Genomic DNA, 12,474 nt, shown 5'->3' on the forward strand with positions numbered 1-12,474 from the left:
GTTCCGTTTCGCGGGGGGGCGCGGGGCCCGCCCCCGGCGGGGGGGGGGGGGGGCCCTGGGCGCCCCCCCCGGGGGCGGGGGCCCCGGGGGGCGGGGGGGGGGGGGCCCCGGCCCCCCCCCCCGACGGTGGTCCTACGGGTAGGTGGTCAGGTACGCGACCTGGTTGGCGCTGTTGACCGTGTTCCCGGCGTTGTTGATCATCCGGTTGATGGTGCCGACGCCGCCGAGCGACACGGTCACCATGTTGGTGAAGCGCACGTTCGGGTTGTTCGGGACCTCGAAGGAGCGTTCGGCGACCACCGACGGGTCGACGTTGAAGTAGGCGTAGCTGCCCAGCCCCCACGCCTGGTGACCGGTCACCGAGTCGGCCACCTTGTACGCGGCGTAACCCCGGGTCGACCCGTTCATCCAGGCGGCCTGGTTCGGCGGGTCGTACGGCAGTTCGTTCTGGTAGAAGTACGTGCGCCCGCGGTCGCCGTTCCAGATCGTCTGGTACTTCTGGTAGTGCTCGACGAAGAGGCCGTACATGGTGACGTCGTCGCCGTTGACGACCAGCCCGGTGTCGGCGGTGTTGACGGTCCAGCCGACGCCGTCACCGTGGTCGGCGCGCCACAGCCACATGTGGTCGCCGATCACGTCGTCGCTGTTGACGACGAGGCTGGTGGTGGCGCGGCCGACGCCCGGTCCGCCGATGCGGAAGAAGACGTCGTGCAGCGAGGTGGGGTTGGCGGCGTGGTCGGCCGACGAGCCGGACGGGCCGACCTCCATCAGGACCGGTGAGGTGGTGGTGCCGGCCTCGAACATGATGCCGGCGACCTTGACGCCGTCCACGTCGGCGACCCGCATGCCGACGGTGCCGTTGTCGGTCTGGATGGTGGCCAGGCCGAGGCCGAGGATCACCGTGTTGGCCCGGTTGACCTGGATCGGTGCGGTGACCCGGTGCACGCCGGGGGTGAACAGCAGGTTCTTGCCCTGGGTGAGGGCGGCGTTGATGGTGGCCGCCGAGGTGCCGGGCCGGACGACGAAGAAGTCGGCCAACGAGATCGACGAGCCGGCGGGGGTCTTGTTGTACCAGGTGGTGCCGGTGGAGTTGGTGCGCAGCGCGGGCACGAAGACGCGGTACTCGCCGGTGCCGTCGACGTAGAGGAACGGCTTCTCCCGCACCACGGGGGTGGTGGGGACGACGGTGTGCGACGGGTTGGGGAAGCTCGGTGCGGGTGCGCCGGCCACGCCCTGGAAGACCATGTTCCACACCGAGCCGGTCCAGCCGTTGCCGAACTCGCTGTTGCGGGAATACCACTGCTGTTGTGAGCCGGAGACGACCAGGCCGTCGATGCGGGTGTCGGCCATCAGGCCGCCGCTGGACCAGCCGTCGTGGCCGTTCCAGAGTTGGATCTGGTTCTGCGCGCCGCGCAGGTGCATGCGCCGGTACGGTGCGGCCTGCGACACCGCCCAGCGTTCCACCTGCACCCCGGCGGGCAGCGTCACCGACAGGTTCTCGGCGGCCCGCCAGAAGTTCTGGGTGGCGTTGCCGTTGAACCAGTTCGCCTCGACCCGCACGTGCCCGTTGAGGTTGACGTCGTCGGGTGACATGCCGAGTCCGGCGACCTGGGTGAAGAAGCCGAGGTTGACGTCGGCGGTGTAGGTGCCGGGCTTGAACAGCACGGCGTAGCGCTGCGGCCCGAACTGGTTGGTCTCCTGCTGGGTGAAGAGCGTGTTCAGCCGGCTCTGGATGGTGGCGGTGGGGGTGGACGGGTCGAAGACGAACGTGTTCGGGCCGAGGTTCGGGTTACGCGGGTCGGTCGGCTCGACCGGGTCACCGGTGCCGCCGCCGGTCTCGCCCCAGACCTGGAACTCCCACAGCGAGTAGCCGTATCCGGTGGCCCGCTGGGTGCCGTACATCCGCACGTAGCGGCCGGCGCCGCTGACGGCGACGGTCTGGGTGCCGCCGGTCGCGGTACCCGTGCTGTACACGGTGGTCCAGGCGGCGCCGTCGTCGGAGACCTGGATCTGGAAGGCACGGGCGTGCGCGGCCTCCCAGGCCAACGTGACCTGGGTGAGGGTGGCCCGGACGCCCAGGTCGACTCGGAGCCACTGCGGGTCGCCGAACGCGCTGGACCAGCGGGTGCCGGAGTTGCCGTCGACGGCGGCCGAGGCGGGGTAGGCGCCACCCTCGGTGGAGGACGCGGTGGCCGGGCGGCCCTGGGACAGCAGGGTGGGCGCGGCCTGGGCGGGTGCCGCGCCGACGGTCGGGACGAGGGCGGCGACCAGGGTCACCGCCAGCCCGGCGAGCAGGCGCCGGGTGGTGGGTCGTCGGCGGAGGTGCGGTGGCGGTGCGTGGGGTGCGCGTGCGGTCATGACGTCGCCTGTCGGTCGTGGGGTGCGGACGTCGGGCGCGACGGGGTGCGGGACGGGACGGGCTGGTGGTGAGGCCGGGTGTGAGGAGGGGACCCCGCTACTACCGCAGGCGTTGGCAGGGGCCTTTCCTCGCACCGAGGGTGGTGCCGCCGGGAGGGCACCGTGGACGCCGGGGCGTCTGCCGCAGAGTGTTGCGGTGGCGACACGGCGGCGTCAAGACATCGATCTATAACTTCGTTATTTATCCCGAAGGTTCGCTTTGTCGTTCAGCGACGGACGCCGCCGGTGGCGAGCAGCCGGGCGATCGGCAGGGTGGCCGCACCGAGCGCCACCGCGTCCACGCCGAGTTCGCCCAGCTCGATCGAGACCTGGGCGTACGGCAGGCGCAGCGCCTGGCGACCGGCGGCGGCCCGGACGGCGGGCAGCAGCTCGGCCAACGCCATGACGGCCCAGCCGCCCAGCACCACCCGCTCGGGGTTGAACAGGTTGATCAGGTTGGCGACCCCGGCGCCCAGGTAGTCGGCCGTCTCGTCGAGCACCCGGCGGGCGGTCGACGACGTCTCGGCCGCCGCCACCAGCGCGGCGATCTGCGACTCCTCGTCGGCTCCGGGCACCGCCCGACCGCGCCGGGCCTCGCGATAGCGGTCGATGATCGCCTCGGCCCCGACGTACGCCTCAAGGCAGCCCCGGGCGCCGCAGCGGCAGGGGCGTCCGCCGTACACGAGGGTGGTGTGCCCCCACTCGCCGGCGCTGCTGGACGCGCCCCGGTAGGTGACGCCGTTGGTCACCACGGACGCGCCGACACCGGAGCCGACCAGGGCGAACACCGCGTGCCGGGCGCCCCGGCCGGCACCGAACCACATCTCGGCCTGGCCGAGGGTCTTGGCGCCGTTGTCGATGTGCAGCGGCAGGTCGGTGCCCTCGGCGATCAGGCGTTCCAGCGGCACGTGGTCCCAGCCGAGGGTCTGCGCGTCCACCACGGCCCGGTCGCCCTGCTCGACCACCCCGGAGACGCCGATGCCGACGCCGAGGACCTCGTCGTGGCGTGCGTCGGCCTCGGCGAGCACCCGGTCGATGCCGGTCAGCACGTGCCCGGCCACCGTGGCCGGCTCGGTGCCGCCGTCCTCCAACGGGTACTCGGCGCTGGCCAGCAGGATCATCGCCAGGTCGAACAGCTCGACCCGGACCCGGGTCTCGCCGACGTCCACCCCGACGACCACGGCGTGCCGGGGCGCGATCCGCAGCATCATGCTCGGTCGGCCACCGTCGGACTCGGCGGCACCGGCCTCCATCACCAGGCCCTCGTCGATCAGGTCGCCGACGACGTTGCTCACCGCCGGCTGGCTCAGGCCGGTGCTGCGGACGAGATCCTGCCGGGTCAGCGGGCCGTCGAGGAAGATCCGGGACAGCAGGGCCGACCGGTTGCGCACCCGGACGCTGCGGTTCGTCGCCCGCGCCAGCTCCACGTGTCACCTCATCCTGATCGGCCCGCCCCGGGGCGACTGTACGGCCCGTGCTTGACGGCCCCCCGCCGAGCCATTTTAATGACGACATTAATTAAGCCGTGATGTAACCCGGCGGGAGCCTCTCCGCCTCCACCTACCGCCCGGTCCCGCCCACCCTGCCCCGTCCTCCCGGGCCCGACCGGCGTCCCCACCACCCCCATCGAAAGGGCAGACCGTGTCGAGACGACACCTCGCGATCCTCACCGCGACCGTGCTGGCCGCCGCGTCGCTCACCGCCTGCGGCTCCGGCGACTCCTCCGGCGGGTCCGGCAAGACCCTCACCTACTGGGCCAGCAACCAGGGCGCCAGCCTGGAGGCCGACAAGGCGATCCTCCAGCCCGAGCTGGACAGGTTCACCCAGCAGACCGGCATCACGGTCAACGTCGAGGTGGTCCCCTGGTCGGACCTGCTCAACCGGCTGCTCGCCGCGGCCACCACCGGGCAGGGCCCGGACGTGGTCAACATCGGCAACACCTGGTCGGCCTCGTTGCAGGCCACCGGCGCGCTGGTCGAGTTCGACGACGCCACGCTCGACAAGATCGGCGGCAAGGACCGCTTCGTCCCCGCCGCCCTGGCCGCCGCCGGTGCCGCCGACAAGCCGCCGGCCGCCGTCCCGCTCTACAGCCTCGCCTACGCGCTGTACTACAACAAGAAGGCGTTCGCCGACGCCGGCGTCACCGCCCCGCCGACCACCTGGGAGGAGTTGACCGAGGTCGGGAAGAAGCTCACCGGCGACGGCAGGTGGGGCCTGGCCGTGGAGGGCGCCAACCCCTCGGAGAACGCCCACCACGCCTTCACCTTCGGCCAGCAGTACGGCGGCGACTGGTTCGACGCGGCCGGCAAGCCCAGCTTCGACACCCCGCAGAACGTCGCGGCCGTCAAGCGCTACGTCGACCTGATGGCCGCCGACAAGATCGTCAACCCGAGCAACGCCGAGTACGCGCAGAACCAGTCGGTCTCCGACTTCGCCAACGGCAAGGCCGCCATGCTGCTCTGGCAGGCCGCCGGAGCCAACCTGCGGTCACAGAACATGGCCCCGGACGCGTACGGGGTGGCGCCGGTGCCGTTCCCGGCCACCCCGCCGGCCGGCGGCAAGCAGGTCAACAGCATGGTCGCCGGCATCAACATCGCCGTGTTCAAGCACACCGGGAACCTCGACGGCGCACTGGACTTCGTCAAGTTCATGACCAGCGACACCGCGCAGGTGACGCTGAACAAGACGTACGGCTCGCTGCCGGCGGTCAACACCGTCGCCGCCGACCCGGCGTTCGCCGCCGACGAGCAGAAGGTCCTCGCCCAGACGCTGGCCACCAGCGCGGCCCCGCTGCCGCAGGTGCCCGAGGAGAGCACCTTCGAGACCCTGGTCGGCACCCCCATCAAGGAACTCTTCGCCGACGCGGCCAGTGGCAGGCCGGTCACCGAGGACAGCGTCCGGGAGAAGTTGACCCGGGCCCAGCAGCAGATGCGCTGACCACGGACCGCTGGCCGTGGGAGGTGCCCGCCGACCCTCCCACGGCCAGCCTGCGGAAGGACCCTGATGGCCGTCACCACCTCGCCGCCCGTCGGCACCCCCACCGAAACCGGGCCGCCCGCGCGACGACGCTCCCGCCGACCCCGCCGCTCGCTGCTGCCGTACCTCCTGCTCGCCCCGGCCATCGTGCTGGAGCTGGCGATCCACGTCGTGCCGATGCTCGTCGGCACGTGGATGAGCCTGCTGGAACTCACCCAGTTCCACATCCGCGACTGGTCCGGCGCACCCTTCGTCGGGCTGGACAACTACCGCGTCGTGCTGGACGTCGACTCCGCCGCCGGAGCCGAACTGCTGCGCTCGTTCCGGGTCACCGTCGTCTACACGGTGCTCTCCGTCGGGCTGTCCTGGGTGCTCGGCACCACCGCCGCCGTCCTGCTGCAACGCCCCTTCCGGGGCCGGGCGGTGCTGCGCGCACTGTTCCTCACCCCGTACGCGCTGCCGGTCTACACCGCCGTGATCACCTGGACCTTCCTGTTCCAGCGCGACACCGGCCTGGTCAACCACGTGCTGGTCGACCAGTTGGGGTTGGTCGACGAGCCACCGTTCTGGCTGATCGGCGACAACAGCTTCGTCGCGCTGCTGATCGTGTCGATCTGGCGGACCTGGCCCTTCGCCTTCCTCTGCATCATGGCCGGGCTGCAGAACATCCCCGACGAGTTGTACGAGGCCGCCGCCATGGACGGCGCCGGGTTCTGGCGTCGGCTGCGCTCGGTGACCCTGCCGATGCTGCGCCCGGTCAACCTGGTGCTGCTGCTGGTGCTCTTCCTCTGGACGTTCAACGACTTCAACACCCCGTACGTGCTCTTCGGCGGCTCGGCACCGGCCGAGGCCGACCTGATCTCGCTGCACATCTACCGCAGCTCCTTCCAGACCTGGGACTTCGGCACCGGCTCGGCCATGTCGGTGGTGCTGCTGCTGTTCCTGCTGCTGGTCACCGCCGGATACCTGCTGCTGACCAACCGACGGAGGAACGATGCGTGAGACCGCCGCCGAACGCTGGTCCCGCCGGATCGTGCTGACGCTGCTCGCCGGGTTCGTGCTCGTCCCGCTCTACGTGATGGTCAGCTCGGCGCTCAAACCGTTGCAGGACGTGCAGGCCGCCTTCACCTGGTGGCCCCGACGCCCGACCGTGCAGGCGTTCGTGGACATGTGGTCGACCGTCCCGCTCGGCCGGTACCTGCTCAACAGTCTGCTGGTGGCGAGCGTGGCGGCCCTCTTCTCGGTCACTGTGGCGGTCTTCGCCGCGTACGCGGTCAGCCGCTACCGGTTCCGGGGCCGCCAGATCTTCTCGGTGACCGTGCTCTCCACCCAGATGTTCCCCGGCATCCTGTTCCTGCTGCCGCTGTTCCTGATCTACGTCAACCTGGGCAACGCCACCGGCATCGCGCTCTACGCCACCCGCACCGGCCTGATCATCACGTACCTCACCTTCTCGCTGCCGTTCTCGATCTGGATGCTGGTCGGCTACTTCGACTCGATCCCGCGCGGGCTCGACGAGGCCGCCCAGGTCGACGGCGCCGGCCCGCTGCGCACCCTGTTCCAGGTGGTGCTGCCGGCGGCGGTGCCCGGCGTGGTCGCGGTGACCGTGTACGCCTTCATGACCGCCTGGGGCGAGGTGCTGTTCGCCTCGGTGCTGACCAACGAGAGCAGCCGCACCCTCGCCGTCGGCCTCCAGGGCTACTCCACCCAGTTCAACGTCTACTGGAACCAGGTGATGGCCGCCTCGCTGGTGGTCAGCGTGCCGGTGGTCGCCGGCTTCCTGGCGTTGCAGCGCTACTTCGTCGCCGGCCTCACCGCCGGTGCGGTCAAGTGAGCCCGTCCACCGTGATAACCGAGGAGAACCCGCCCGTGCCGGACCTGTCCCCGCTGCCGCCCGACTTCCTCTGGGGAGTCGCCACCTCGGCCTACCAGATCGAGGGCGCCGTCCACGCCGACGGCCGCAGACCCTCCATCTGGGACACCTTCTGCACCCGGCCGGGTGCCATCGACAACGGCGACACCGGCGAGGTCGCCTGCGACCACTACCACCGGTGGCCGCAGGACGTGGCGCTGATGCGCGAGCTCGGCGTCGAGGCGTACCGCTTCTCGGTGGCCTGGCCCCGGGTCCGACCCGACGGCGTCGGCCCGGTCAACGCCGCCGGGCTGGACTTCTACGACCGGCTGACCGACGCGCTGCTGGCCGCCGGGATCCGCCCCTTCGTCACGCTCTACCACTGGGACCTGCCGCAGGCGATGCAGGACCGGGGCGGCTGGCCGCAGCGGGACACCGCCGAGGCGTTCGCCGACTACGCCGCCGTGGTCGCGGCCCGCCTCGGCGACCGGGTCACCGACTGGTGCACCGTGAACGAGCCGCTCTGCGTCGCCTGGATCGGTCACCTCGAAGGGCGGATGGCCCCCGGCGAGCGGGACCTGGGCCGTGCCGTGCACACCGCCCACCACGTGCTGCTCGGCCACGGTCTGGCCACCACCGCGATCCGGGCGCACGCCGCCGCCCCCGCGTCGATCGGGCCGGTGCTCAACCTCAGCCCGATCGACCCGGCCAGCGACCGACCCGCCGACCTGGCCGCCGCCCGCCGACTCGACGGGCACGTCAACCGCTGGTGGCTGGATCCGCTGCACGGCCGGGGCTACCCGACCGACATGGTCGCCACCTACGGCGTGGAACCGCCGGTGCGCGGCGACGACCTCGCGATCATCGCCACCCCGACCGACTTCCTCGGCGTCAACTACTACTTCCGGCAGGTCGCCGCCGACGACCCGGACGGCCCGGCACCGTACGCCCGGCAGGTGCCGGTGCCCGACGTGCCGCACACCGCGATGGACTGGGAGGTGCATCCGGCCGGCCTGGAACGCCTGCTGGTCGAGGTCGGCCAGGAGTACGCCCCGCCCCGCATCCTGGTCACCGAGAGCGGCTCGGCCTGGCCGGACGTGGTCGCCGCCGACGGCACCGTCACCGACCCGGAACGCACCGACCACCTGGAACGGCACCTGGCGGCGTGCGCGGCGGCGGTGAACCGGGGCGCCCCGGTGACCGGCTACTTCGCCTGGTCCCTGCTGGACAACTTCGAGTGGGCGTACGGCTACGACAAGCGTTTCGGCCTGGTGCACGTCGACTACGCCACCCAGCGGCGCACGCTCAAGGCCAGCGGTGCCCGCTACGCCGACCTGATCCGCACCCACCAGCGGCGTACCGCGACGGTCGATCCCGTCGCGGTACGCGGATGACGGGCCGACGGGGCCCGGGACGCCCCGGGTGCCGCGCCGGGCGGCATCCGGGGCACCCACCGCACTCGCCTCAGTCGGTCGGGTACGACACCGACGTCAACTTCTCCGACACCCGCCAGACGCGCTGCGCCTCGGCGGCGTCACCCAACCGGGAGTAGAGCTTCTGCTCGGCCGGCGCACCTCCCAGGTTCCCGATGCCGCTCGGCCCGTAGAACCGGCCACCGACGGCGGCGGGGGAGGTGGCGGCGTACAGGGCGGGAAGCTGCGCGGTCCGGACCGTGCCCACGACGACGCCGAGCCTGGACATGGTCTGGATCATGTGTCGGCCCATGGTGTCCCGCTGGCGACCCACCTCGGGACGCGCGGCGAGCAGGCTGGTCGGGGCGACCCCCGGATGGGACAGGTTGCTGGTGATACCCCAGCCGTGGGCCCGACTGCGGCGGTCCAGTTCGAGCCCGAACAGCCCGAATGCGATCTTGGACTGGCTGTACGCGCGCATCCCGTCGTACGACCGCTCCCAGTTCAGGTCGTCCCAGTTGATGGCGTTGCGGTTCGCCGCGATGCTGACCTGCGACGTCACCCGCGCCCGACCGTCGCGCAGCAGCGGCAGCAGGTGACCCACGAGCGCGACGTGCCCCAGATGGTTGGTGCCGAACTGCAGCTCGAACCCGTCGGGAGTGCGTTGCAACTGCGGCGGGGTCATCACACCCGCGTTGTTGACCAGGAGATGGATCGGCCGACCCTCCGCACGCAACGTCTCGCCCAGCGTGGCGACGGAGGCCAGCGAGGAGAGGTCGAGCGCCCGCAGCGACACGGTCGCCCTCGGGTGCTGACGGCGGATCGCGGCGACCGCCGCCTCGCCCTTGCCCGGATTGCGTACCGGCAGGATCACCTCGGCTCCGGCGGCGGCGAGCCGGGTGGCGATGCCGAGCCCGATGCCGTCGCTGGCGCCGGTGACGACCGCCCGCTGTCCGGACAGGTCGGGAACGCTGATGTCGATCGTCTTACCTGGCATGTTCGTACTCCTGGGATCGTGTCGGTGTCTCCACCCTCGGCGATCCCGGCGGCGTTATTCAGGGACCGTCGATCCCCGGATCGCGCGGCCGGGTCAGCGCGGCGAAGGGGGGATCGGCGGGCCGTGGCTACCGGCCGGCGCGGGCGGTAGAAACGAGGCGGCACCGAAGGAGGCACCCATGGCGATCGACCGGACCGGACTGGCGCAGTTCCTGCGGCGGCGTCGCGAGTCGCTGCAACCCGCCGACGTCGGCCTGCCGCGCGGGCAACGCCGCCGCACGAGCGGGCTGCGGCGCGAGGAGGTCGCGGCGCTCTGCCACATGTCGACCGACTACTACTCCCGGCTGGAACGCGAACGCGGCCCGCAACCCTCGGAGCAGATGATCGCCTCCATCGCCCAGGGCCTGCACCTCTCCCTCGACGAGCGCGACCACCTGTTCCGGCTCGCCGGGCACAACCCACCCGCGCCCAGCGCCGCCGGCACCCACATCAGCCCGGGGCTGCTGCGCATCCTCGACCGCCTCCAGGACACGCCCGCGGAGATCGTCACCGAACTCGGCGAGACGCTCCGACAGAGCGCGCTCGGTGTCGCGCTCACCGGCGACCTGACCCGCTACCAGGGCCCGGCCCGCAGCATCGGCTACCGCTGGTTCACCGACCCGGATACCCGCGCCCGCTACGACCCCCGCGACCACCCGCACCTCACCCGGATGTTCGCCTCCGGACTACGCGAAATCGTCACGCTGCGCGGCCCCGGCTCCCGCGCCGCGTACCTGGCCGACCTGCTCCTGACCCAGAGCGACGAGTTCCGGCAGGTGTGGGAGGACCACGAGGTCGGCATCCGCCCGCACGAGGTGAAACACTTCGTCCACCCCGAGCTCGGCATGCTGGAGCTGACCTGCCAGGCGCTCGTCGACCCGGGGCAGGGCCACTCGCTGCTCGTCTACACCGCAGTCCCCGGCAGCGAGAGCTACGAGAAGCTGCAACTACTGGCCGTCATCGGCACCCAGGCGATGCACTGACCGCCCGACCGTCACCCGGTCACGGGGTGCTGGTCTGCTCCACACCGAGACCGGCCAGCACCGCGCCCCGGTAGACGACGACCGGTTCGCCGGAGCCGTCGCGCCGCGCCACCACCACGGCGTCGAGATCGCTCGGCTGCCCCCGGGGACGGGTCGGACGCAGCGAGAACAACAGATGTCCACCGTCCGGAGTGAGGATCACCCGGTCGACACGCTGGTCGTCGCCGGCACCGGTGGACACCTCGGTCGCACCGCCGGACCCGTCGGTCACCAACACCCGGTCGGCCCGCTCCTCCCCGTCGGAGTCGACCAGCGTGTGCAGCACGGCACCGCCACCGAGGCTCGCGGTGGGCGTGGCTCCCGGCGGGGTGGTGGTCACCGTACCGTCGGGACTGAGGGTGAGCGTCTCGCCGCCCGGCTGGAACATCACCGCCGACACCGTCGACGCCACGGCCGGCGGGGTGTCGGTCTTGCGTACCAGCACCGCCGACGCGGCGGGCGGGTTCGGCTGCGGCGTCGCGGTGGCCTCGGCGAGCCGCACCGACCAGGCGCGCGTGGGTCGCGGCGTCGGCTCGCCGGAGTCCGGCCCGAACGGCACGTCCACCACCAGGGCGGTGTCCCCGGACACGGTCGCGGTCACCGACCCCGTCATCGGCGGCAGGTCCGCCACCGGCGTGACCGCGCCCGTCGAGAGATCGAGCACGGCGAGCCGGCGACTGTCGGAGCGGGTGTCCACCACCAGGGCACGACTCCCGTCCGGCGCGAAGGCGACCTCCCCGACCGGGCTGAGCAGGGTCCGCACCGCACCGTCCGGGGCGACCACACTGACCGTCCGCTGCCGGTCGACCAGGTGCAGCACCGCGAAGCCGCCCTCTGTCATCGCCCCCTGGACGGTCCCGCCGCCGAGCTCGACGGTGGGCCGGGACCGCCCGTTCGAGGTGTCCGCCACGACGAGCCGCCGGGGCCGATCCTTGCTGAGCGCCGCGAGGTAGCGGCCGTCCGCGCTGGCGGCGATCGGGTACGACGGCACCGTCACGGGCGGACTCGCCGCTCCGGTCTTCAGGTCGATCCCCCCGTACCCGGTGCGCGGCCGGTCCTGCCACATCACACCACCCAGCTCGGCGGCCGTGCAGGACGCCTCCACCGACGGCTGCGCGATCGCACCCTCGCCGGTCACCGTGAGGCACCGGGATCCCGTGATCGACAGCCCGGCAGCGACGCCGGTGACCTCCCGGGCGTACGTGTGCTCGGGCAACGTGACGTCCCGCAGCCGACCGCCCACGAGCAGCGCGTCCCGCCGGTCCTCCGCCAGCCCTCGCGCGACCGTCGGGAACCGGGGATCACCCAGGGCGAGGTCGACGTGCCGCCGGACCGGCGTCACCCCCGCCACGTCGTCCCCGAACCGGTCCACCGCCAGCAACCCGACCAGGTCGCTACGTCGCTCGTCCGCCACCGGCACCGCCAACACCGCCGCACCGAGCCCCCGCACCTCGGCCGGCAGGGGCGCCGACCGCACCGGCAACTCCGACTCCGCCCCGTCGGAGCAGCCGGCGACCGTCGCGAGAGCGGCCACCGCGATCAGGGCGGTCCAGCGGGTACGCGTCATCCCGCCATTCTGATCACCCCAGGCAACCGCCGCGACTCGAGGTCGCCGGGCGAGGTGTGGATGTAAGGAGGGGCCCCCTGCTAACGCCTCATGCATAGCAGGGGACCCCTCCTAACCTCAATGCCGCTCAGTTAGGGCGGTGTGGTGGATGTCAAGCGGGGTGTAGACGTGGACGGCGGGGTCTCGGTATAGAGGTTTGTCACTCCAAGACAG

Annotated in this window: 9 protein-coding genes; 5 read left to right on the forward strand and 4 right to left on the reverse strand. The window is 71.9% G+C overall.

Translation table 11 applies throughout. The features are described from left to right. Nucleotides 1-132: 132 nt before the first annotated feature. Both ACFYTT_RS30895 and ACFYTT_RS30900 read right to left on the reverse strand, forming a co-directional pair. Nucleotides 133-2,358 carry a discoidin domain-containing protein gene (locus ACFYTT_RS30895; protein ID WP_387264513.1) on the reverse strand — a complete coding sequence of 742 codons (2,226 nt, stop codon included), beginning with the start codon at nt 2,356-2,358 and terminating at the stop codon, nt 133-135. 266 nt (nt 2,359-2,624) lie between these two features. Beyond that, nucleotides 2,625-3,824, reverse strand: coding sequence for an ROK family transcriptional regulator (locus ACFYTT_RS30900; protein WP_387264515.1), 1,200 nt, complete (start codon nt 3,822-3,824; stop codon nt 2,625-2,627). A gap of 214 nt (nt 3,825-4,038) precedes the next feature. Between ACFYTT_RS30900 and ACFYTT_RS30905 the strand changes: the two genes are divergently transcribed. The 4 genes from ACFYTT_RS30905 to ACFYTT_RS30920 all read left to right on the forward strand — a co-directional run bounded on the left by ACFYTT_RS30905 (nt 4,039) and on the right by ACFYTT_RS30920 (nt 8,619). After that, nucleotides 4,039-5,334, forward strand: a complete 1,296-nt coding sequence (locus tag ACFYTT_RS30905) for an ABC transporter substrate-binding protein (protein WP_387264517.1) — start codon at nt 4,039-4,041, stop codon at nt 5,332-5,334. Between the two features lie 66 nt (nt 5,335-5,400). Then, nucleotides 5,401-6,375: a carbohydrate ABC transporter permease gene (locus ACFYTT_RS30910; RefSeq protein ID WP_131052661.1), complete on the forward strand. Its 975-nt coding sequence runs from the start codon at nt 5,401-5,403 to the stop codon at nt 6,373-6,375. After that, on the forward strand, nt 6,368-7,207 hold the full coding sequence (locus ACFYTT_RS30915; protein WP_131052660.1) for a carbohydrate ABC transporter permease: 840 nt from the start codon (nt 6,368-6,370) through the stop codon (nt 7,205-7,207). Before ACFYTT_RS30910 ends, ACFYTT_RS30915 begins: the two co-directional genes overlap by 8 nt. Before the next feature lie 35 nt (nt 7,208-7,242). Further along, a complete protein-coding gene (locus tag ACFYTT_RS30920) occupies nt 7,243-8,619 on the forward strand; it encodes a GH1 family beta-glucosidase (protein ID WP_387264520.1) in 1,377 nt (458 codons plus the stop codon). Between the two features lie 70 nt (nt 8,620-8,689). Here the strand turns inward: ACFYTT_RS30920 and ACFYTT_RS30925 are convergent, their stop codons facing one another. After that, nucleotides 8,690-9,634, reverse strand: a complete 945-nt coding sequence (locus ACFYTT_RS30925) for an SDR family oxidoreductase (protein WP_387264522.1) — start codon at nt 9,632-9,634, stop codon at nt 8,690-8,692. 178 nt (nt 9,635-9,812) lie between these two features. On the opposite strand from ACFYTT_RS30925, the gene ACFYTT_RS30930 reads away from it, so the two are divergent. Beyond that, complete coding sequence (locus ACFYTT_RS30930) at nt 9,813-10,655, forward strand: helix-turn-helix transcriptional regulator (RefSeq protein ID WP_176094316.1); 843 nt, start codon at nt 9,813-9,815, stop codon at nt 10,653-10,655. A gap of 19 nt (nt 10,656-10,674) precedes the next feature. Here ACFYTT_RS30930 and ACFYTT_RS30935 read toward each other — a convergent pair whose 3' ends face one another. Next, the gene (locus ACFYTT_RS30935) at nt 10,675-12,261 is read right to left on the reverse strand and encodes a hypothetical protein (RefSeq protein WP_387264524.1); all 1,587 of its coding nucleotides are present in this window, start codon (nt 12,259-12,261) and stop codon (nt 10,675-10,677) included. Between the last annotated feature and the right edge of the window lie 213 nt (nt 12,262-12,474).

The organism is Micromonospora sp. NPDC003816, from assembly GCF_042874705.1.
GTDB lineage: Bacteria > Actinomycetota > Actinomycetes > Mycobacteriales > Micromonosporaceae > Micromonospora.